This is a genomic window from Nocardiopsis sp. iso_186 (assembly GCF_056173365.1).
The window spans coordinates 1,608,253-1,630,651 of record NZ_CM149670.1 but is presented as its reverse complement, the minus strand read 5'-3'; the positions used below and the strand labels follow the sequence as shown (position 1 = coordinate 1,630,651).

The following is a 22,399-nucleotide window of genomic DNA, read 5'->3' as shown; positions in this document are numbered from 1 at the left end:
CGGACAGCGCCCTGCCACCGAGGGTACTTGGCGGGCACCGCAACACCTCAGACCACGCGCGCGTGTTCGAAATCCCTGCTCAATCCGGCGAGTCGTGTTTTCCGCTCTGGATGATCTTGGCCGGTATTGCCCCCGTACCGCTTCCGTCGGAGTCCCGGGCGCGGGTCCCTTCCAGTCCGACTAGTCCAGGAACCGCTCGAAGGCCGCCGCCAGCCGATCGGGGTCGTGACGGGGGGAACCGTCTGCGGCGGAGACGTCGGCGAGCACCAGTCGGGCCCCCAGCGAGGCAGCGGTCCGCTCCAGCATCACCGGGTCCTCCACCCCGGACCGCTCAGCGAGCACCACGTTGACCCGTAGGTCGGGAGCGTGTGCCGCGAGCACCTCCAGGTAGGTGTGTGCGGCGAACCCGTCGGTCTCACCGCGCTGCGGGGAGAGGTTGAGGGTGACCACCCGGCGCGCGGAGGTCGCAACGAGCGCGCGGGCCAACGCCGGCACGAGGAGGTGCGGCAGCACACTGGTGAACCAGGAACCGGGACCGAAGACCACCCAGTCGGCCTCGTACACGGCCTTGAGGGTCTGTTGGGGAACCGGGGGCTCCTGCGGGACGAGGGACACCGAACGGACCCGGCCCCGGGTACTCGCGCAGGCAACCTGTCCGCGCACCGTGGTCATGGCAGTTGGCCGGTCGGGATCGGCCCCTTCCACCTCGGCCACGATGTCCAAGGGGACGGAGGACATCGGCAGGACCCTGCCGTGTGCTCCCAGGAGCTGGCCCACCCAGTCCAGACCGGCCACGGAGTCGCCGAGCAACTCCCACAACGCCACGATCAGGAGGTTGCCCACGGCATGACCGTGCAGCTCCCCCTCGGACCGGAAGCGGTGCTGGACCACTTCGCTCCAGGTGTGACCCCACTCGTCGTCGCCGCACAGCGCGGCCAACGCCATGCGCAGGTCGCCGGGAGGCAGCACCCCGAGTTCCCGGCGCAGTCTCCCGCTGGAGCCACCGTCGTCGGCAACCGTCACCACAGCGGTGACATCGGTGGTCACCCGGCGCAGCGCCGAAAGCGAGGCATGCAGCCCGTGCCCACCGCCCAGTGCGACCACTCGCGGCGGCTGCGTTCTGGCGCTCCCCGCTGCTTTGTGCTCAGCGTCCTCGATGCCCGACATCGGTGTATGCGTACCCTGTCATCGAAAGTCCTCGCGCGCTGGGCGCCTACGTGCCACGCGGTCCACGCCGCCCCCGTGGACGACCGCACGCGCGGACCGATCCGGTGTCTGGCACCGGCCGGTACCGAGACCCTACTCGCGTCCGAGGTCCCGATGGATCGCGTTGACGTCCAGCCCCTCGTCGCGCAGCCGAGCACTGAACTGCTCGGCCATGGCCACGCTGCGGTGCTTGCCACCGGTGCAACCGACCGCGAGCGTCATGTAGTGCTTGCCTTCGCGCAGGTAACCGGAGATGAGCAGTCGAAGGACATCGGTGTAGGAGTCGAGCAACTCCTTCGCGCCGCGCTGGGCGAGCACGTAGTCGCGTACGGGATCGTCCTTGCCGGTCATCGGACGCAGCTCCGGGACCCAGTGCGGGTTGGGCAGGAAGCGGCAGTCGATGACCAGGTCGGCGTCCACGGGAAGACCGTACTTGAACCCGAAGGACACCACGTTGGCACGCAACCGTGCCTCTTTGGCCTCCCCGAAGAACCCGACCATCTTGGCCTTGAGCTGGTGCACGTTGAGCTGAGAGGTGTCGATGACCAGGTCGGCCTCGCCGCGGATGGCCCGCAGCAGCTCGCGCTCGCGGGTGATCCCGTCGGTGAGCCGACCGTCCCCCTGGAGGGGGTGCGGACGGCGCACCCCCTCGAAGCGGCGCACCAGGGCATCGTCGCCGGCCTCCAGGAAGACCACACGCGCACCGATTCCGCGGGTGCGCAGTTCCTCGACGGTGGAGAGCAGATCCTGGGTGAAGGCCATGCTGCGCACGTCCACCACCGCGGCCACCCGCGAGACGGCGCCGTGGGTTCGTCCGGCGAGATCGATCATGGTGGGCAGCAGCCCGGGCGGCAGGTTGTCGACGACGAACCAGTCGAGGTCCTCCAACGCCCGCGCGGCGGTACTGCGCCCGGCCCCCGACATACCGGTCACCACGACGATCTCCGGCGGCAATGCGTCTCCGAGATTGGTCGTCACCTGTTCATCCCCCATTTTCCCGTCCGCCCTCATCCGCTGGCTGCGTGCTCGTAGTCGTGCCCGTACCACCAGTATCTCCGTTCTCGCCCACGCTCGCGTGGATCACCTCCGCAGTTCGCCTGCCGATCCCCGGGACCTCGGCGATCTCGGCGACCGTGGCCGCTGCCAGGCGCTTCACCGAACCGAAGTGCTTGATCAACGCGTTCCTACGGGTGGGCCCGAGACCGGGGACCTCGTCGAGGGCACTGCCGGTGAGCGCTTTGGCCCGCTTTGCGCGATGGTAGGCGATGGCGAACCGGTGGGCTTCGTCACGGACACGTTGCAGCAGGTAGAGCCCCTCTCCGGCGCGCGGCAGGATCACCGGGTCCTCGTCGTCGGGCAGCCACACCTCCTCCAGGCGCTTGGCGAGGCCGCACACCGCGACGTCGTCGATACCGAGCTCACGGAGTGCGCGCTCGGCCGCCAGCACTTGAGGACGTCCTCCGTCCACGACCACCAGATTGGGCGGATAGGCGAACTTGGCCGGCGCGGCCTCCTCGGCGGGCTCGACGGTGCCCCGTCCCAATGCGTCGAGCTCGCCGGAACGCTGGCTCTGCTCCAGGTACCGGGTGAACCGGCGGGTGATGACCTCGTGCATCGCCGCGACGTCGTTCTGCTCCGCGCCACCGCTGCCGCTCCCCCTGATCGAGAAGCGCCGGTACTCGGACTTGCGTGCCATCCCGTCCTCGAACACCACCATGGACGCCACCACGTGCTCGCCCTGCAAGTTGGAGATGTCATAGCACTCGATGCGCAGCGGAGCCGCGTCCAGGCCCAGGGCCTCGGCGACCTCGGCCAGCGCCTTGGAGCGCGTGGTGAGGTCCCCCGCGCGTTGGGTCTTGTGCCGGGCCAACGCCTGCTCGGCGTTCTTGGCAACGGTCTCCAGCAGGGAACGCTTGTCGCCGCGTCGGGGCACCCGCACGTCCACGGCCGCTCCCCGCCGCACGGAAAGCCAAGCGGTGACCGCTGCATGATCGGCGGGAGCGGCCGAGACGAGTACCTCGCGCGGGATCGCCCCGGCGGTCCCCGCGCTGGAGGGATCGGCTGCGCCGGGCTTGAGCTCGCCGTAGGTCTGGGCGAGGAACTGCTCGACGAGCCCGCCCGTACCAACGTCCTCGACCTTGTCCACGACCCAACCGCGTTGCCCCCGGATGCGGCCGCCGCGCACGTAGAACACCTGAACGGCCGCTTCCAAAGGATCTTCGGCAAAAGCGATGACATCGCAGTCGGTGTCGTCGCCCAGCACCACTGCTTGCTTCTCCAGGGCGGTGCGCAGCGCGTCGATGTCGTCGCGGATGCGTGCCGCACGCTCGTACTCCTGCTCGGCGGCTGCGGCGCGCATGTCGCCCTCCAGCGCGCGGATGAAGCGCCCGGTGTCACCGGCCATGAAGGCGGCGAAGTCCTCGGCGAGGACGCGATGCTCCTGCGGGGACACCCTGCCCACGCACGGGGCAGCGCACCGGTCGATGTAGCCCAGGAGGCAGGGACGTCCACTGGAGCGGGCCCGCTTGAACACACCCGCGGAACAGGTGCGCACGGGGAACACGCGCAGCATCAGGTTGACGGTGTCGCGGATGGCCCAGGCATGGGAGTAAGGACCGAAGTAACGCACCCCCTTGCGCCTGGCGCCACGCATCACCTGCACCCGGGGGAACTCCTCATCGAGGGTGATGGCGAGGTAGGGGTAGCTCTTGTCGTCGCGGTACTTGACGTTGAAGCGCGGGTCGTACTCCTTGATCCAGGAGTACTCGAGCTGCAGCGCCTCCACCTCGGTTCCGACCACCGTCCAGTCGAGATCGGTTGCGGTGGAGACCATTGACTGGGTACGCGGGTGCAGGCCGGCGAAATCCTGAAAGTATGACGACAACCGGGCACGCAGATTCTTGGCCTTGCCGACGTAGATGACCCGACCGTGTTCGTCACGGAAGCGGTAGACACCGGGGTCGGTCGGGATCGATCCGGGTTCGGGGCGCAGGTGTGGTCGGACAGCCATGCACTCATTGTGGTCGGACCCGACGACGGTTTGCATCCGAGCGGCACCGGTCGGCGCCGGGGATGCACTAGTTCACCCTTGAAACGTCACAATTCGGTATCCGGATGACCTAGGTTTGCTGAAGACCACCGATGAAATCTCAACGTTAAGGGGGATTCTTCCCGTGATGTCACTTGGCAACTGGATCGCGGTCGGTGTGGCCGTCGCTATCTCAGTACTGCTCGTCACGGTGATGCACTGGCTGCTCACCCATCAACTCTCCAAGGTCTGGGTCCTGGCCCAGCCCCTGGTGGCACGCAGCCGGAACTCCGCCTACGCCGCCGCCGCCGTACTGGGGGTCAACCTCGCGATCCCCGACGCCGGCGGGTTCGAGAACCCGCGGTTCTGGTACCCCCTGTTCCAACACGGCATGCGCATCGCGATGATCGCATCGCTGACCTGGCTGGCACTGACCATCGCCTACGCCGTCACCGACAGCGTGCTCAGCAAGCTCTCGGCCTACAACGGCGACGCCGACCGGCGCTCACGCCGACTACAGACACAGGTCAAGCTGCTTCGCAGGGTGATCGCCACCGTCATCGGGCTGTTGGCGGTAGCCGCGATCCTGTTCACCTTCCCCGCAGTCAAGGCTCTGGGCGCCGGGCTGCTGGCCTCTGCCGGGCTGATCGGCATCGTCGCCGGCGTGGCTGCCCAGTCCACCCTGGGAAACATGTTCGCCGGGCTCCAATTGGCGTTCAGCGACGCACTGCGGATCAACGACATCATCGTGTTCGAGGGTGAGTGGGGCCGGGTGGAAGAACTCACCCTGACCAACGTCACCTTGCGACTGTGGGACGAGCGCCGCTTCGTCCTGCCGGTCTCCCACTTCACCAACAACCCGTTCGAGAACTGGACCAAGCAGGGCACCTCGCTGACCTCGGCGGTGATGTTCCGGGTCAACTGGGAGGTTCCCGTCAACGACGTGCGTTCCGAGGTAGGGGAATTCGTCACCAAACACCCGCTGTGGGACGGCCGCAACTGGTCGCTTCAGGTCACCGACGTGCTGGAGTCGGGATTGATCGAACTCAGGGTGGTGGCGACCGTCGCCGACTCCGACGCGCGCTGGACACTGGCGGTGGAGTTGCGCGAACACCTGGTCACCTACATCCGTGAGCGTTTCCCGCAGTCGTTGCCGCGCAACCGCACCGAGTTCACCGCTCCGGAGACCAACGACAACTACGCGGCGATGTGGCCGACGTCGGCGTTTCGCCGTCCGGCGGGCTTCAGCCAGGCCGGTCCCACCGACGGCACCGGAACCACCAACGACGAAGGTTGAGCGGAGCGCCCGTCCCCCTGGTGGACGCCCCACTCCTCCCCCGCGGTCCTTCCCCCTGTTAGACGAGCGACCCTGCCCCTCCGGTTAGACGAGCGACCCTGCCCCTCCGGTTAGACGAGCGACCCTGCCCCTCCGGTTAGACGAGCGACCCTGCCCCTCCGGTTAGACGAGGGTAATGTCGGTCCCCTCCACCCTCACCTCGAACGGCTCCAACGGTTCGGTGGCCGGCCCCTTCACGACCTCGCCCTCAAGGTCGAACCGACTGCCGTGACACAGGCAGTGAATGTCCTCGGTGACCTCTTGAACGGTGCATCCTCCGTGCGTGCAGGTCGCCCCGAAAGCCCGGTACTCCCCGGGCCGGGCCTGGGTGATCACCAGCTTGGCCCCGATGACCAGCAGTCCGCCGCCCTCGGGCACGTCCGTGGTCTGGGCAACTACCCGGCCGCGCAGCGTGTCCTGGGGCTTGGGCCGGTTCTCGTCGGTGGTGCAGGCCGTAGCGGTGACGGCAACCGCCCCCACAGCGCCCGCGGTGGCCAGCAACGCTCGTCTACTGACTCCGCAGGCACACGGCACCGACTTGCTCGTCATGGCGGGGCTCCCCTGGTGATCGACTCGAAACATTTCTACTACACAGCGTAGTAGGGATGTGGAGGGCCGACCGACCGGGTCGGGGGTGCGGCCCGGTTACGGGACCGCGGGGACCAACCGCGGACGGACCACCAGGGTGGAGCCGAACCGGTCGTGGATCCCCTGGCGGCTCGGAGCGTTCAGGAGCGCCGAGATCACCGCGTACACCGAGAGCCCCAACGCAATCAGGTTGACGACCAGGATCGGGGTGAAGAGAACCGAGGCGTAGAGGAGCACCGAACGCTTGAGGACACTGGAGGTCGCGGCCGTCGTCGTGCCGTCCGAGGCCGCGGCCAGGCGCAGACCGAACAGCAGCTTGCCCGGCGTCGCGCCGTACAACCGGACGCACAGCACCTCGTACCCGAGGTAGACGGCGAAGGTGGTCACCGAAAGCGCCAGGCTCGCGGGACTGAAGGACGCCTGGAGAAGGTCTTCGCTCGGGAGGACGACGAGCAGCAGGCTGTTGAGCGCGATACTCACCCCTGCCAGGACGAACACATCGACCACCCTGGCGAGGATGCGACTGCTCAGCGGCGCCGGGCCGGTCTCCGGTCTACGGATGTCGTCCATTGGGGGCTCACTTTCACGGGGGTGGGCGACAGGGAAACGGCTTCCTGAAAAGGCGCCGTCTCCTACTCTGCCGCACCGCCCCCGTCAGATCGTTTCCCTACCCGACGACGGGCGACGTTGAGCACAACGACCGGTTGACGGTCCGTCCACGGGGTGGGGCGAACCGGGAACGCCACGGCAGAACCGGGCATTCGGTCCCCGGTCAGAGAAGGATCTTACGCAGGAACTGACCGGTGTAGCTGTCCGGCTCCTCCGCAACCTCTTCGGGGGTACCCGTTGCCAGAACCGTACCGCCGCGCGCACCGCCCTCGGGGCCCATGTCGATGACGTAGTCGGCCGTCTTGATGACGTCCAGGTTGTGCTCGATCACGATGACGGTGTTGCCCCCGTCCACGAGCCGGCCGAGCACCCCCAGCAGCTTCTCGATGTCGGCGAAGTGCAGACCCGTGGTGGGCTCGTCGAGAACGTAGATGGTGCGCCCGGTGGAACGGCGTTGCAGTTCCGTGGCGAGCTTGACCCGCTGTGCCTCCCCGCCCGAGAGCGTGGTGGCCTGTTGGCCGAGCCGGACGTACCCCAGGCCGACGTCGTTGAGGGTCTGCATGTGTCGGCGGATGGCAGTGATGGGTTCGAAGAACGAGCACGCCTCTTCGATCGGCATGTTCAGCACGTCGGAGATCGTCTTGCCCTTGTAGTGCACGTCCAGCGTCTCCCGGTTGTACCGGGCCCCGTGGCAGATCTCGCACGGAACGTAGACGTCGGGCAGGAACTGCATCTCGATCTTGATCGTGCCGTCACCGGCACACGCCTCGCAGCGGCCGCCCTTGATGTTGAAGGAGAACCGGCCTGGCTGGTAACCGCGCATCTTGGCTTCGGCGGTCTGGGCGAACAGCTTGCGGATGTGGTCGAAGACACCGGTGTACGTGGCCGGGTTGGACCGCGGGGTGCGCCCGATCGGGCTCTGGTCCACGTGCACGATCTTGTCCAGCTGCTGCATCCCGTTGATCCGGGTGTGGCGGCCGGGAACCGAGCGCGCGCCGTTGAGCTCCTTGGCCAGCGCCTTGTAGAGGATCTCGTTGACCAGGGTGGACTTACCCGAGCCGGAGACCCCGGTGACGGCGGTGAACACTCCCAGCGGGAAGGCGACGTCGAGGTCGCGCAGGTTGTTCTCCCGCGCGCCCTTGACCACGAGCTCGCGACCCTTGGCGCGCGGCCGGCGCTCGGCCGGCAACGCGATGGCGCGCCGTCCCGAAAGGTACTCGCCGGTGGCGGACTCCGTGCTGTCGAGAAGGTCCTGGACCGACCCCGACACCACGACGTGCCCGCCGTGCTCCCCCGCTCCGGGGCCGATGTTGACCACCCAGTCGGCAGCACGGATGGTGTCCTCGTCGTGTTCGACCACGATCAGGGTGTTGCCGATGTCGCGCAGTCGCTGGAGTGTCTCCAACAACCGGAAGTTGTCGCGCTGGTGCAGCCCGATGGAGGGCTCGTCCAGGACGTAGAGCACGCCCACGAGCCCCGACCCGATCTGGGTGGCCAGTCGGATGCGCTGGGCCTCGCCCCCGGACAGGGTCCCGCTGGCACGCGACAGGCTGAGGTAGTCCAGGCCGACGTCGAGCAGGAACCCGAGTCGGGCGTTGATCTCCTTGAGTACCTGGGCCGCGATGGCCTTGTCGCGTTCGGACAACTCCAGTGCCGCCAGGAACTCCGCGCACTCGTTCAGCGGCATGGCGCTGACCTCGGCGATGGAGCGACCGTCCACGGTCACCGCCAGGATCACCGGCTTGAGCCGGCTTCCCTCGCAGATCGGGCAGTTCACCACCCGCATGTAGCCTTCGAGGCGGTCGCGGCTGAACTCGCTCTCGCTCTCACCGTGCCGGCGGTGCACCCAACCGATGACCCCCTCGAAATCGGTGTAGTAGCTGCGCTTGCGCCCGTAGCGATTGCTGTAGCTGACGTGCACCTGGGTGCTGTGCCCGTTGAGCAGCGCCTTGCGGGCCTCCTTGGTCAGCTTCTCCCACGGGGTGTCCAGGTCGAAGCCGATGGCGTCGCCGAGCCCCTGCATGAGACGGCCGAAGTACTCGGCGGAATGTCCCCCCGACCAGGGTGCGATGGCGCCCTCGTTGAGGGTCTTGGCGGGATCGGGGACCAGGAGGTCGGGGTTGACCTCCATTCGGGTCCCGAGCCCCGCGCACTCGGGGCAGGCCCCATAGGGGGAGTTGAAGGAGAAGGAACGCGGCTCCAGCTCCTCGAAGGAGAGGTCGTCGTAGGGGCAGTAGAGGTGCTCGGAGAAGATCCGCTCGCGCTCGGGGTCGTCCTCGGCCAGGTTGACGAACTCCAGCAGGATCGTCCCGGCGGCCAACGGCAGCGCCGTCTCGACCGAGTCGGTGAGCCGCTTGCGAGCGGAGTCCTTGACGCTGAGCCGGTCCACGACCACGGCGATGTCGTGCTTCTCGTACTTCTTGAGAGTGGGGGGCTCGTCCAGTCGGACGAGCGCACCGTTGACCCGGGCACGGGTGAAGCCCTTGGCCTGCAAGTCCTTGAACAGTTCGGTGTACTCGCCCTTGCGCCCGCGCACCACGGGGGCCAACACCTGGAAACGGGTCCCCTCGTCGAGTTCGAGGACCCGGTTGACGATCTGCTGGGGGGTCTGGCGGGCGATCGCCCGCCCGCACTCGGGGCAGTGCGGCTTGCCGACGCGTGCCCAGAGCAGACGCAGGTAGTCGTAGACCTCGGTGATGGTCCCGACCGTGGAACGCGGGTTGCGACTGGTGGACTTCTGGTCGATGGAGACCGCCGGGGACAGTCCCTCGATGAAGTTGACGTCGGGTTTGTCCATCTGGCCGAGGAACTGACGGGCGTAGGCCGAGAGCGACTCCACGTAACGCCGCTGCCCCTCGGCGAAGACCGTGTCGAAGGCCAGGGAGGACTTTCCCGAGCCGGACAGCCCCGTGAAGACGATCATCGCGTCACGGGGCAGGTCCAGCGAGACGTCTTTGAGGTTGTGCTCCCTGGCGCCGCGAATCACCAGCTGCTCGGCCATGAATTGATCAGCCCTCTCGGGGTGCGGAAACGCTCCCCCACGACAATCGGCTTCTCAACAGTAACCACGGGGAGGCTCGGAGGATTTCCAAACGAGCGACTCCACTATAGCCGTACGCCTGTTCGATCGACGGCTATTCGTCGGCACCGGTACGCGCGACTTCGCCGTTCTTGGCGCCCTTGCCGATCTTTCCGTCGATCCGCGCCTTGACCACACTGGCCACGACGGTGACGGTCATCACGCCGAGGATGACGATCAGGGAGAGGTTGGTGCTGATCTCGAAGACGTGCACACCGTTCTCGTGCAACGCGTGCAGCAGCATCTTGATGCCGATGAAGACCATGATGGCGGCCAGGCCCCAGCTGATGTACTCCAGCTTGTCCATCAGGCCGGCGAGCAGGAAGTACAGCACCCGCAGGCCCAGGAGCGCGAAGGCGTTGGCGGTGAAGACGATGTAGGCGTCCTGGGTGAGACCGAAGATCGCGGGGATGGAGTTGACCGCGAAGACCAGGTCGGTGACGCCGATGGCGATGATGACGAGGAGCATCGGGGTGACGTGGCGACGTCCGTCCAGCTTCACCGTCAGGTGCGAACCGTGGTACTTGTCGGTGACCGGCCAGACCTTGCGCACCATGCGCACGGCGAAGCTGTTGGTGTAGTCGGCGTCCTCTTCGTCGCTGCCCTTGAGGTGGTCGCGGACGATCTTGATGGCGGTGTAGATCAGGAACGCGCCGAAGAGGTAGAAGACCTCGCTCCAGGCGTTGATGGCCTGGGCGCCGATCGCGATGAAGGCGCCGCGCATGACCAGCGCTATGACGATACCGACCAGCAGCACCTCGTGCTGGTACTTCTTGGGGACCGCGAAAGAGGTGAGGATCAGGTAGAAGACGAAGAGGTTGTCGACACTCAGGCTTTTCTCGGTGACGTAACCGGCGAAGTACTCACCCGCCCGGGCCGAACCGGCGAAATACCAGATCCCGAAACCGAAGATGATCGCGATGAGGATGTAGAACGCCGACCACCAGCTGGCGGCCTTCATCGAGAATTCCTTGGGCGCGGTCTTCTTGCTCCACGGGTGATCGACGATCGCGAGGTCGATGGCGAGGATGGCGAGGATGCCGAAGATGGTGGCGAGCCAGAGCCACAGGGGAACGTCCATGGTTTGAGGTTTCTCCTCCGGTTACGATGTCCGCTTACGTTTTGCGGACACGACTGCTAACCGGAGGTCTCTCCCGCCAACCATGAAGATTCAGGTTGACCAACAGCACCGGGAACGCGCCGTTGCGCTCCGTGATGACGGCACTGCTGCGAAGGGATACTCCCCTACCGTTGATTGGAAACAAAAACCGGCCGCGGGAAACCCCGACCGGCAACTGCATCCGGCTCTATGATGCCACTGATCAGGCAGGTTGCAAACCGCCCCGCCGCCTCACTTCCCCCTCTTGCAGGTGATATCCCTCTCCTTGCAGCTCACGCCGGTCCGCGCACGCCCACCAGCTCCCGATAGAAGCCGATCACCTGGTCCGCGTCGTCTCCGGGAACGGCGAGAGCGTCCGCGGCGGCACGGGAATCGGCCCGCATCCGGGCAGCCAGGGCGGTGTCGTCCAGGACTCGCGCCACCGCCTCGGCGAGCGCTGCGGCATCGCCCGCGGGTACCAGCTCCGCGGCCGGGCCCACCAGGTCGGGAACCCCTCCGACGTCGGTCGCCACGATGGGCAACCCCGCGCGCAGCGCCTCCTGCACCACAAGAGGCTGGCCCTCCCAGAGGCTGGACAACACGAACATGTCCGCTGCCGCCAACAGGTCGGCGATGTCGGAGCGCCGGCCCAGCAACTGGACCGGCAGCCCTTCGGCTGCCACCCGCGCGGCCAGCTCGGCCTCCAACGGACCGTCCCCGGCGACCGCCAGGAGCGGACGGTGATCCCGCCGCCCCAGGCGCGCGGCCGCGTCCAACAGGACCGGCAAGCCCTTCTGTCCGGCCAGCCTGGCCACGGTGAGCAGCAGTGGGCGTCCGGGTTCCACACCGAGCGCCGCACGCACCTCCTCGGGCCCGATACCGGTGGCGGTCATCGCCGGTGCCGGAACGAGGGCGCGGTCCACACGGCGCGCACGGCGATCGCGCATCCGCTGCACCAGGTCCCCCGAGACGCCGAGGACGAGGTCGGCACGGCGCGCGACGAGGCTCTCAAGGACCCCGAACACCAACGGACCGGACCCCTTTCCGGCGGGAGGTGCGTTGTGCAGAGTGACGGCGAGGGGAACACGGGGGCGGGCCAGCGCGGCCAGGGCACCGGCGCGCACCCCGTGGGCGTGGACGACGTCGGCCCCGGCGAGCAGGCCCCGCAACCGCGACAGCGCGGCCAGATCAGTGGCGGGTCGGGGCAGCGCGCCCACCTCCAAGGGCGCGAAGCGAGCACCCGTGGAGGTGAAGGAGAACCGCTCCTCGGTACTGGGCGGGCCGATAACGGCGACCCGGTGGCCGCGGTCGATGAGGCCGGAGCACAGTGAGCGGACGTGGTTGCCCACTCCCCCGCCGCTGGTGGCCAGGGTCAGCGCGATGCGCAGCCCGTTCATGGTTTCGTCCCTTCGTCGGTGGGGCGCGCTGGGCGGACCCGTCGGGTGAGCGCGGCCCGCAACGCCTTGGCGTCGATCGCGGCGACGACCGCTCCGGCCACCACGATCGCAACGGTGCCGGAGACCAGGGCCGATCCGATGGCGACCGGTGTTTGAGCAGTGGGGAGCACCCCGGCCAGTGCTGCGCCACCGGCGTAGCCCAGGCCCGCCCCCAGGGCCGACGCGACCAGGGCACGCGGCAGACCGGCGAAGGCAGATGTGCCCCGGGCCCGCAGTACGGCGGCGCCCAGCAGGAGCGCACCCACGGTCAACCCCGCGGACATGGCGGTACCCAGTGCGGCTACGGCACGATCCGACGGGGCCAGCGCCACCCCTGCGACGGAGACCGCCATCACCGTCAGCCAACCGACGATCTGGGCAGCTGCGGCGGATCGGCCCCGATGGGCGGCGTACAGCGCCTTGCTGAGCAACGCGATCATCCCGAAGGCGACCACTCCCGGAGCGTAGGCGGGCAGCGCCGCGGCCAGGGGTCCGGTGGAATCGGTGGCGAAGACAGCGGCCAGGGGGCCGGCTGCCGCGGCCAGTGCCGCCGCGACCGCCGCGGTGGTGGCCAGGACGGCGCGGGTGCTCATGGACAGCACCCGATCGTAGGCCGCCCCGTCCTTCTCGCCGTGATGCACGGAAAGGGTGGTGAAGGCGCTGGTGGCGATCGGCACCGCCACCACCCCGTAGGGCAGGGTGAACAGCGCCCACGCGTAGCTGTAGAGCACCCCGGCCCCCTGCCCGCCGCCGTTGTTGGCGAGCCACATGGACACCAGGAGGGTGAGCTGCATCGCCACGAGCGGCAGGAGCGCCGCCACGGCCAGGGAACGTACCCGACGGGCGATGCCGGGCGGGAAACGGAGCGTCGGCCGCAGTCTCAGGCGCAGCCTGGCCGCGGGCAGCAGAGCGGTGACGAAGAGCGCGACCACCCCCAGGGTGGTCCCCAACGACAGGGTCAGCTCGGCGGCGACCGGGAGAACGGCGATGTCGTCGGCCCCCGACCCGCTCACCGGGACGAAGGCCAGGTAGGCGCAGATAACCACGAGGCTGGACAGCAACGGGGCCAGAGCAGGGGCGAGAAACCGACGATGCGCCTGGAGCAGCCCGTAGAGAACGGCTGCCAAGCCGTAGAACAGGATCTGCGGGGCGAACACCACGAGGAACCTGGCGGTCAGGGCCAGGAGCTGGTCGGGTGGACACCCGTGGGCGTCCACCAGCAGGAGCCGCGTGATGGGGACCGACACGACGGCCAACAACAGGCTGAGCGGAACCGCGGCCAGGACCACCCAGGTGATGAGTGCCGAAGCGGTGCGTCGGACGTGCTCGGTGTCCCCGTTGCGGGCGGCGGTGGCCAGCACGGGAACGACCATGCCGGCCAGTGCACCGCCGATCAGGATCTCGAACAGGACGGTGGGCAGTTGGTTGGCGGTGACATAGGCGGTTCCCAGGCAGCGGTCGCCAACTGTCTGGGCGAACACGAAGGTCCTCCCGAACCCGGCGACCCGGGCGAAGGCGGTGACCACCCCGATCAGTACCGCCGCTCCGGCAAGACTGGCGCTGGCCCGCCGGATACGCTCCCAGACCACGTTCGGGTCGCCCCCTCCTCGACTTGTCCCCACTCGGGTTGTCGAGGCTATCGACGTCCTGGATCCGGGGTGTCCTGGTGTGCGCGCCTCCCCAGGGCGCGCACCGCTACTCCGCGCTGGGCGCGGCCAGCAGATCAGCGGGCAGGGGGCGGTGCGCGGCTGCCTGCACCGGCCGGCGCCCCAGCTCGTCCAGATGGCGCAGCGGTGGAGTGGAGGCGATGACCTTGGTGAAGCTCACGAACTCGCTTGCCGCGGTCAGCCCGACCACTCCGGCGAGCAGACCCAACCTGGCCCGACGCGACAGGCCCGCCGCAGCCGATACCCCGAGCACCGCTCCGAGGGCGTTGGCCCCGGCGTCGCCGAGCATTGCCCGCTCCCCCAGGTCCTCCGGCAACAGCGCGGCCGCCGCCCCCAGGGCGGGGGCGACCACCGGTCCCGCCACGGGATGGGCCAGGGCGGGCAGGCCCGCGAGCATCCCCACCTTGGCTGCCCGCCCCGGGCGCAGATCGAAGAGGTTGAGCAGGTTGGCGCTGCCGGCGATCAACGCACCGTTGACCACTACGTCCACCGGGTTGCGGTTCACGACGAGCGCGGCGGCCAGGCCGCTGGCCCCGATCCCCAGGATTTTGACCGCACCGGTGGTCACCTCACCGCGCGCCAACGCGCCCAGATGACCCTTGAAACCACGCGCGCCCGCCGACCCCGAGAGGTCGTCGTACGCCCCGAACGCCCCCGCGCCTCCCCCCGCGACGACAGTGGCCGTGCGCAGGCGTGGTGAAAGGCCCGGGGCCAGCACCGCCCCCGCGCAGACCCCCACCGCCAGCGCGGGCCCTTCCAGGAGCGTGACCCGGTCGCCGCGGAAATTGGTGCGGTTCCAGCGCGCGGCCGGACCCGGCGTTTTGCTATCGGGGCCCGGCCCCCATGCGCTGGTCAGCGTCGCGTAGGTACCTCGGGCTGCGACAGCGCCCAGCGCAACACCGGCGACAGCGGTGATCAGGCGGGCGGCGCGGGTTGACGGGATCAGGGGCATCGGGGGCTCCGGTTCTCGAACCTCTTAGGAATCGGCTCTGTCTGCGGGACTCGGGCTGGGGGAAGGAGCTGCCTCGGGCTGCGCCTCGGGCAGCGGGTCGGGGAGGTAGCCGTCACTCGCCGCTCCGACCCCGTAGTGGCCGCGGCGCCCCTCGGCCTCGGCCGCAAGGGCCAGCACGGCCACGACGTTGCCCGTGGCCGCTCCGGCGTTGTCAACGGTGGAGAAACGGACGTCCTCCGCCCGGGCCTGCTGCACCATCCCGTCCGGTCCGTCCGCACTAGGCGGACCGGCCAGCACCACACCGCCTCCGGCCTGGCTAAACGCACGGGCAAGCGCGAGCATCGCGGCGTTGCCCGGCGGAGTGACGGCCTCGCCGTCGTCCTCCTGCCCCTCGGCCAGGGGGAACGGCTCTGTGGGGGCGATCACCAGCACGAGATCGGCGGGAGAGGCCGGAGACCCCTGGACGGAGAGCAGGCCGGCCTCGGTGAACCCCGCCAGCACCGCTTCGCCGTCGAAGGAGTCGCCGGTACGCACGGCCACACCGTCGGGCACGTCCTTGTCGCCGTTGACCACGGCCTGGGCAAGTTCGGCCCCGGCCCGCTCATAGGGATTGCCACGGGGCAGTTCGAGCCCGTCCGAGAGCTGATCGGTGAGCTCGTTGACGAACGTGGCCTGACCGGGCTCCAGGTACTGGGCGGTGAAGGCGAGTTGGCCGCTGACCGTGCCGTCGGCACGTTTGATCTCCTCGATGAGGGCGTCGCGCAACTCGGGCTCGACTCCCGGCGCCTCCACGACCAGCACACGACGATCGGCCAGCCGGTCCGCCAACATGTCGTCGGCGTAGGCGGCAACCAAGGCGTCACTGCCGGTGTTGAGCTGGTCGGCGAGGTCCTTCTCGGTGCGCAGCTGCTCGCTCTGCTCGCGCAACTGGGTGGTCTCGGCTTTGAGGGTGTTGAGCAGCGGGTCCTGGAGCATGGTCGTGCCCAGGACGATACCGACGGTCAGGGCCAGGAAGACCGCGACGATCGAGACCAGGTGATAGCGGAAATCGATCACGTGAAGAGCCCCGTGAACCAGTAGAGGAAAGCGTCCCAGCGCGCGGCGAGGAAGGTCATGTAGACCTGACCCGCCGGAGAGCTGTAGGCCGCGACGACGATGGTGAGCAAGGATGCCGCGACGAGGGCCAGCACCGTCCACGGCGAGATCCGACTGCGGTAGAGACGACTGACGCCCTTGGCGTTGACGAGCTTTCCGCCCACGCGCAACCGGGTGAGGAAGGTGCTGGCCATGCCGGCACGCCCCTTGTCCAGGAACTCTTCGAGGGTGGCATGCGTCCCCACAGCGACGATGAGGACGGCGCCGGCATCGTCGGCGAGCATCATCGCCACATCCTCGCTGGTACCGGTGGCCGGGAACACCACTGCGTCGTGGCCGAGATCGGCCACCCGTTCCAGCCCCGGCGCACGCCCGTCCCGGTAGGCGTGCACGACGAGTTCGGCACCGCAGTTCAGCGCCTCGTCGGAGACCGAGTCGAAATCGCCGACGATGATGTCGGACCGGTAGCCCGCCTCCAGCAGTGCGTCGGCACCGCCGTCCACACCGATGATGACCGGCCGGTACTCGCGGATGTAGGAGCGCAGCGCGGCGAGGTCCTCGCGGTAGTGGTAACCGCGGACCACGATCAGGACGTGTTTGCCCTCGATCCGTGTGGCGATGTCGGGGACGCCGACCCCGTCCAGCAACAGCGCGCGCTCACGTTTGAGGTACTCCATCGTGTTGGCGGCGAACGCCTCCAACTGCACCGACAACCCGGCACGCGCCTCGGTCATGGCGGCCTCGATGGAGGCCGTGTCCTGTTCGACCCCCTTGGCCACGACGTCGTCGCCGCGCAGCAGGGCCCCGTCCTCCACCCGCAGCCGCTCGCCCTCCTCGATCCGGGAGAACACCTCCGGATCGACGTCGTTGACCAGCGGGATCCCCGCCTGCAGGATGAGCTGGGGGCCGAGATTGGGGTAACGGCCGCTGATGCTGGACGCAACGTTGAGAACCGCGGCGACCCCGCAACTGACCAGGGCTTCGGCACTCACCTTGTCGATGTTGACGTGGTCGATGACGGCGATGTCACCAGGTCTGAGGCGTTTGGTGAGGTTCTTGGTGCGGCGGTCCGCTCGCACCGGAGCGGTCACGCCGCGGACACCGTCGGCCCTGCTTCGACGGAGTCGCGGAAACCGCGAGGAGAACACGCTGGAGACCTTCATCGCTTGCATCCTGCCAGAGGGCGCAGCGCTTGGGTCACAATGCGTGCACAGGCGGCGTGTTGGGGCTGGTACGGATCTGGAACGGGGTGAATCGTGGCCACCCTTCCCGGCGGCCGATCCGGCGGCCGCTAGTCGCGATCAGCGGCCGCGATCGTCAACAGCTCCTCGGCGTGGGCGCGGCCAAGCTCGGAGTCCTCAAGTCCCGCCAGCATACGGGAGAGTTCCCGCACGCGCCCGGAACGGTCCAGTCTGGTCACCCCGCTTTCGGTGACGATGCCGTCGTTGGACTTCTCCACCACCAGGTGCGCGTCAGCGAACGCCGCGACCTGAGGCAGGTGCGTCACCACGATGACCTGCGAGCGACGGGCCAGACGGGCAAGGCGGCGGCCGATCTCGACAGCGGCTTTCCCGCCCACTCCGGCGTTGACCTCGTCGAAGACGAAGGTCGGCACGGGGTCGGCACCGGCGAAGACCACTTCGATGGCCAGCATCACCCGCGACAGCTCACCGCCGGAGGCCCCTTTGTTCAGGGCCAGCGGCGGCGCACTGGGGTGGGCGGCCAGAAGAAGTTCGATGTCGTCGCAGCCCTGCGGACCGAACTCCGCTCCGGTGCTCACCCGGACGACGACCCGCGCATGCGGCATGGCCAGCGCGGTGAGTTCCTCGGTGACGGCAGCGCCGAACCGCTCGGCGGCGTCGGTGCGAATCGCGGTGAGCTGGTCCGCGAGCCCGGTCATTCGTTCGCGCAGCTCGTCTTCCTCACGCCGTAGCTCCTCGATGTGCTCGTCGTCGCCGTCGAGGTCGGCGAGCCGCTTGACGGCGTTCTCCGCCCAGGCCAGCACGTCGTCGGCCGTCTCGCCGTACTTACGCGACAGCTGGGTGAGCACCGAACGCCGTTCCTGGACAGCGGCAAGACGCGCAGGATCGGCGTTGACCGACTCGAAGTAGGAGGCGAGCTCGGTGGCTGCGTCGCTGAGTAGGTAACTGGCCTCGTCCAACCGGTCGGCGACCGCCGCGAGCTCGGCGTCGTGTTCGCGGACCGCGGTGAGCGCCTGGCGTGCGGTGGCGAGCAGGGCGGCGACGTTGACCTCGATGTCGCCGGCGGGGTCACCGGCCAGTGCCTCGTGCGCGGTGGTGGCCGCCAGGCGCAGCGAATCGGCGTGGGCCAGGCGGGTCTCCTCCGCCAGAAGCTCGACGTCCTCTCCCTGACGCGGCTGGGCGGCCGTGACCTCCTCCACCCCGAACCGGAGGATGTCGGCCTCCTGGGCCCGCTCCCTGGCCTGGGTGGTCAGCTCGGCGAGTTCCTCCGCGACCTCACGATGACGCCGATAGGCGGCGCTGTAGGTGCTGAGGACCTTGGCCAGGGACTCCCCCGCGTAACGGTCGAGCGCGGCGCGCTGACGGTCGGTGCGCAGCAGCCGCTGTTGGTCGGACTGACCGTGCACGGCTACGAGGTCGTCCGCGAGGTAGGCCAGCAGGCTGACCGGAACAGACCGGCCCCCGAGGGTCCCCCTGGAACGCCCCTCGGCCGACACGCTGCGCGCCACGATGAGGACGTCACCGTCGAGTTCGCCACCGGCATCGGCGACCCGCTCGGCCACCCTGCCGTCAGGAGCGACCGTCAGCCTGCCCTCCACCGCCGCGCGGTCCGCACCAGGTCTGACCCGCTGGGGATCGGCTCGACCGCCGAAGAGCAGGCCGAGACCGGTGACCACCATCGTCTTGCCGGCGCCGGTCTCACCCGTGACAACGGTGAATCCCGGCGACAACTCCAAGACGGCGTCATCGATCACGCCGAGTCCTTGAATTCGGACTTCTTCGAGCACCGGACCCTCTCCTGAAACCACCGTGAAAAAACGTTTCGCGCATTGTCCGCACCGCCCCGGACGGTGCGGACCCGTTCATGTTCCGTCGGGGTCGGCGAGCTCGGCCCGCCCCCGCCATCCGGCCACGGGAAGGCCGAACTTGGCCACCAGCCGATCGGTGAACGGAGCCCGCTGCAAACGGGCCAGCCGGACCGGTGTGGCCGAACGCGAAATCTCGATCCGCGCACCGGCCGGCAATTCGACCATACGACGTCCATCGCACCAGAGCACCCCGTCGGTGGTGTCGGGGAGCACCTCAAGGGCCACAACGGCGTCGGGGGACACCACCATGGGCCTGGCGAACAGGGCGTGCGCGCTGATCGGTACCACCAGCAGGGCCTCCACGTCGGGCCAGACAATGGGGCCTCCCGCGGAGAACGCGTGCGCCGTGGAACCGGTGGGGGTGGCACAGACCACCCCGTCGCACCCCCAGCGGGACAATGGCCGACCGTCGATCTCCAAAACCAGTTCCAGCATGCTGCGGGCACTGGCCTTCTCGGCCGTGGCCTCGTTGAGGGCCCACGTCCGCTCCGGGACCGTCGAGGCCGCGCCGGCCCGGTCGTAGACGGCGATGTCCAACGTCATCCGTTCCTCGACCTGGTAGTCGCGGTCGACCACCGCGCGCACGGTGTCGGAGAGGTTCTCCCGCTCGGCCTCGGCCAGGAAGCCGACGTGGCCAAGATTGACGCCGAGCAACGGCACCCCTGCGGGGCGGGCGATCTCGGCGGCACGCAGCAGCGTGCCGTCCCCGCCCAGCACCATGATCAACTCGGCTCCGGCAGCGGCGTCGGCATCGTCGGAACGGACGATCTCCAACGGGTACAGTCGCGCACCGGTCTGTTTGATGTCGTCGGCCTCGGAAGCGAACATCCGCACCGAGATACCGGCGCGGGTGAGGCTCTCATGGACCAGCTGAGCGCTGCGGATCGCAGCGGTGCGCCCCGTATGCGCCAGAAGGAGCACAGTGCGCCCGGCCCCCTCCGCAGTTGCGGCGGCCACGCCTTCGCCCCTGGTGGAGCCGGTCATCCAACGCCCTCCTCATCGCCATGCCCGTCCACCGCGCACAGCACCGCCCGCCGGGTCCGCCCCGGCCGGGCCACGCTACCCGAAGCGTCTGACGGGCTTTGTGCGCCGTGTCCAAGACGCAACGATCCGGACGCATTCCTCGTCGAGGAGGCGCATCAGGTCCGCACACGCGCACAGCAGCCCGTCGATCCCTTGCCGAGGGTCCTGACCTTCTCGGCTGCGACCGCTCACTGCGGCCCCTCCTCGATCGCCCTGCTCAGCTGCTCCTCCTCCAAGGGACGGGCGTCGCGGCGCAGCCACAGGAAGTACTCGACGTTGCCGGAGGGGCCGGGCAACGGGCTGGCCGCCACGCCGGCGACCCCCAGGCCCACGGCCAGCGCGCGCGCAGCCACACCGCGCACCGCGTCGGCGCGCAGTTCGGGCTCGCGCACCACGCCACCGGCGCCCACCCGCTCCCGGCCGACCTCGAACTGCGGCTTGACCATCATCGTGAAGTCGGCGTCTGCGGCAGCACACTCGGCGAGCGGCGCCAGGACCAGGTTCAGAGAGATGAAGGAGAGGTCTCCCACCACCAGGTCGGGCAACGGCTCGCCGACGTGTTCGGGGGTGAGCTCGCGAACGTTCTGGCGTTCCAGGACCGTGACCCGGTCATCGCTGCGCAGCGACCAGGCGAGCTGGCCGTACCCCACGTCCACGGCCACCACCCCGGCAGCACCGCGCCGCAACAGCACGTCGGTGAATCCCCCGGTGGAGGCGCCGGCGTCCAGGCAACGGCGACCCGTGACGCCGATGGAGAAGGCGTCGAGCGCACCGATCAGTTTGTGCGCGCCCCGGGACACATAGGCGGGCTCTGTGGTAGCGGCCGTCACCACGATGGCCTGGTCGGTCCCCACCTGGGTTGCCGGCTTGGTGGCGGCTGCTCCGGCCACCCTGACCTGTCCGGCGTCGATCAGTTCGGCGGCGTGCCCGCGTGAGCGGGCGTGCCCGCGCCGGACCAACTCGGCGTCCAGGCGGCTGCGTTTGGCCATGGTGTGCGATGCCTATCTTGATCGTGGGCTTGCAGGTGCCCCCATCATCCCGCGCGCCGACGCGGGTCCACGATCCGGATCAGCCGCGAGCGGCGTCGAGAGCGGTCAGAACCTCCGACAGTTCCCGATGCACCGCCTCGAACACCGCGACGTGTTCGAAGGTGGGCAGGGCGTCGAGGGTGTCCAGCCGGGCGCGCACTCCCCTCACCGTACGTTCGGCGAGCGCCGCCTCTCCCGTACCGGGCGGCACGGGAACGGCGGACACCGTGTCGGCCCCGTGGGTGTCCTGGCTCATCAGCGGCTCCTGGCGCGACGGTTACTTGCCACTGGAGGAACCACCGGTGTTCTTCCGGGGACCGGTGCGCTTGGTCTGGCCCTTGCCTGCGCCACGGGGACGGGTACCCGTGGCCTTGGGCTTGGCTGCCCGCGGCGCGGGCTTCTCCGGGGCGGGGTCGCTCTGCGGGGCGGGGTCGCTCTGCGGGGCAGACTCCTCGACCGGAAGCGGCGCGGGAGCGGGGGTCGGCTCGGCCACGGGCTCTGGCGCGGGCGCCTCGGGCGCTGCCGGCTCGGCGACGACCGCGAGTTCGGGGCGCACTGTCGTGGTCTCGGGAGGAGCCGTGTGCTCGGTGTGCTCGGGAACAGCGGTGGTACGGCGCCGCTGTGCAGCCGTACGGGAGGCCATCCGTCGCTCCAGTTCGGCGACGCGGCGCACCACCCGGTCGTGCTCGTCCCGACGCACCAGGTCGAGGCGGTCGAGGAGGCGTTCGACCTCGCCCTCGACCAGATTGCTGATCGCGGCCCGGTTGGTCTTGCTGGTCTCGATCAGGTCGGAGGCCAACGCCTGGATGCTGTGACCGACCCGGGTTCCGCGCACCGAGCTCTCGACGTTGTCCATGGTGTTCTTGGCGGTGTCGGTGGCTTTGGTGATCGCACCACCAGAACGCTCGTCGCTCTCCTTGAGCAGCGTCTTGGCCGCGGTGACCGCGCGTTTGCGCGTCAACTCGGTGAAGCCGCTGGCGGCCTCCAGATACGTGCGTACCGCGTCAACGACCATTTCATGCACTCCTCGAAGGTCACAGGTGTGATCGGCGGGATCGGGACCCTTGAAGAAAACTACCTGTATCGATGCGGCGATGTTACCCAGTGGGCAACTCAAGGGGTGTGCGGTGTACCGCTTGCCCGTTGACGGGGCCGGGCCGACACGGCCCGGTCGGGCGGCAGC

The 22,399-nt window shown here is 68.8% G+C and carries 18 protein-coding genes; 1 reads left to right on the top strand and 17 read right to left on the bottom strand.

The window, feature by feature from the left end; genetic code table 11:
* Positions 1-180: 180 nt before the first annotated feature.
* From AC0VYP_RS07370 to uvrC, 3 genes are all read right to left on the bottom strand, one after another.
* Positions 181-1,167 (bottom strand): gluconeogenesis factor YvcK family protein, encoded by a 987-nt coding sequence (locus AC0VYP_RS07370; protein WP_475473137.1) that lies wholly within the window; start codon positions 1,165-1,167, stop codon positions 181-183.
* Between the two features lie 132 nt (positions 1,168-1,299).
* Positions 1,300-2,184, bottom strand: coding sequence for an RNase adapter RapZ (rapZ, locus tag AC0VYP_RS07365; RefSeq protein ID WP_285760911.1), 885 nt, complete (start codon positions 2,182-2,184; stop codon positions 1,300-1,302).
* 4 nt (positions 2,185-2,188) lie between these two features.
* Positions 2,189-4,216 carry an excinuclease ABC subunit UvrC gene (gene uvrC / locus AC0VYP_RS07360; protein ID WP_475473135.1) on the bottom strand — a complete coding sequence of 676 codons (2,028 nt, stop codon included), beginning with the start codon at positions 4,214-4,216 and terminating at the stop codon, positions 2,189-2,191.
* 166 nt (positions 4,217-4,382) lie between these two features.
* Between uvrC and AC0VYP_RS07355 the strand changes: the two genes are divergently transcribed.
* A complete protein-coding gene (locus AC0VYP_RS07355; protein ID WP_475473133.1) occupies positions 4,383-5,531 on the top strand; it encodes a mechanosensitive ion channel family protein in 1,149 nt (382 codons plus the stop codon).
* Between the two features lie 162 nt (positions 5,532-5,693).
* Here AC0VYP_RS07355 and AC0VYP_RS07350 read toward each other — a convergent pair whose 3' ends face one another.
* The 14 genes from AC0VYP_RS07350 to AC0VYP_RS07285 all read right to left on the bottom strand — a co-directional run bounded on the left by AC0VYP_RS07350 (position 5,694) and on the right by AC0VYP_RS07285 (position 22,231).
* A complete protein-coding gene (locus AC0VYP_RS07350; protein ID WP_285760905.1) occupies positions 5,694-6,119 on the bottom strand; it encodes a Rieske (2Fe-2S) protein in 426 nt (141 codons plus the stop codon).
* A gap of 96 nt (positions 6,120-6,215) precedes the next feature.
* Positions 6,216-6,728, bottom strand: coding sequence for an RDD family protein (locus AC0VYP_RS07345; RefSeq protein WP_285760904.1), 513 nt, complete (start codon positions 6,726-6,728; stop codon positions 6,216-6,218).
* 202 nt (positions 6,729-6,930) lie between these two features.
* Positions 6,931-9,768: an excinuclease ABC subunit UvrA gene (gene uvrA / locus AC0VYP_RS07340; RefSeq protein ID WP_475473131.1), complete on the bottom strand. Its 2,838-nt coding sequence runs from the start codon at positions 9,766-9,768 to the stop codon at positions 6,931-6,933.
* 133 nt (positions 9,769-9,901) lie between these two features.
* Positions 9,902-10,927: a TerC family protein gene (locus tag AC0VYP_RS07335; RefSeq protein WP_475473129.1), complete on the bottom strand. Its 1,026-nt coding sequence runs from the start codon at positions 10,925-10,927 to the stop codon at positions 9,902-9,904.
* A gap of 311 nt (positions 10,928-11,238) precedes the next feature.
* On the bottom strand, positions 11,239-12,342 hold the full coding sequence (locus AC0VYP_RS07330) for a glycosyltransferase family 4 protein (protein ID WP_285760900.1): 1,104 nt from the start codon (positions 12,340-12,342) through the stop codon (positions 11,239-11,241).
* Positions 12,339-13,970 (bottom strand): murein biosynthesis integral membrane protein MurJ, encoded by a 1,632-nt coding sequence (murJ, locus tag AC0VYP_RS07325; protein WP_285760898.1) that lies wholly within the window; start codon positions 13,968-13,970, stop codon positions 12,339-12,341. Before murJ ends, AC0VYP_RS07330 begins: the two co-directional genes overlap by 4 nt.
* A gap of 106 nt (positions 13,971-14,076) precedes the next feature.
* Positions 14,077-15,000 carry a hypothetical protein gene (locus AC0VYP_RS07320; protein ID WP_285760896.1) on the bottom strand — a complete coding sequence of 308 codons (924 nt, stop codon included), beginning with the start codon at positions 14,998-15,000 and terminating at the stop codon, positions 14,077-14,079.
* A gap of 24 nt (positions 15,001-15,024) precedes the next feature.
* On the bottom strand, positions 15,025-16,056 hold the full coding sequence (locus tag AC0VYP_RS07315) for a copper transporter (RefSeq protein WP_475473126.1): 1,032 nt from the start codon (positions 16,054-16,056) through the stop codon (positions 15,025-15,027).
* Complete coding sequence (gene steA / locus AC0VYP_RS07310; RefSeq protein ID WP_475473125.1) at positions 16,053-17,258, bottom strand: putative cytokinetic ring protein SteA; 1,206 nt, start codon at positions 17,256-17,258, stop codon at positions 16,053-16,055. The genes AC0VYP_RS07315 and steA overlap by 4 nt, the downstream gene beginning before the upstream one ends.
* Positions 17,259-17,386: 128 nt before the next feature.
* Positions 17,387-19,084, bottom strand: a complete 1,698-nt coding sequence (gene recN, locus AC0VYP_RS07305) for a DNA repair protein RecN (protein WP_475473123.1) — start codon at positions 19,082-19,084, stop codon at positions 17,387-17,389.
* A gap of 75 nt (positions 19,085-19,159) precedes the next feature.
* The gene (locus tag AC0VYP_RS07300) at positions 19,160-20,149 is read right to left on the bottom strand and encodes an NAD kinase (RefSeq protein ID WP_285760889.1); all 990 of its coding nucleotides are present in this window, start codon (positions 20,147-20,149) and stop codon (positions 19,160-19,162) included.
* Positions 20,150-20,376: 227 nt separating this feature from the next.
* Complete coding sequence (locus tag AC0VYP_RS07295; protein WP_285760887.1) at positions 20,377-21,177, bottom strand: TlyA family RNA methyltransferase; 801 nt, start codon at positions 21,175-21,177, stop codon at positions 20,377-20,379.
* A 79-nt stretch (positions 21,178-21,256) separates the two neighbouring features.
* Positions 21,257-21,472: a hypothetical protein gene (locus AC0VYP_RS07290; protein WP_285760885.1), complete on the bottom strand. Its 216-nt coding sequence runs from the start codon at positions 21,470-21,472 to the stop codon at positions 21,257-21,259.
* Positions 21,473-21,493: 21 nt separating this feature from the next.
* Positions 21,494-22,231: a coiled-coil domain-containing protein gene (locus AC0VYP_RS07285; RefSeq protein WP_475473121.1), complete on the bottom strand. Its 738-nt coding sequence runs from the start codon at positions 22,229-22,231 to the stop codon at positions 21,494-21,496.
* Positions 22,232-22,399: the final 168 nt, after the last annotated feature.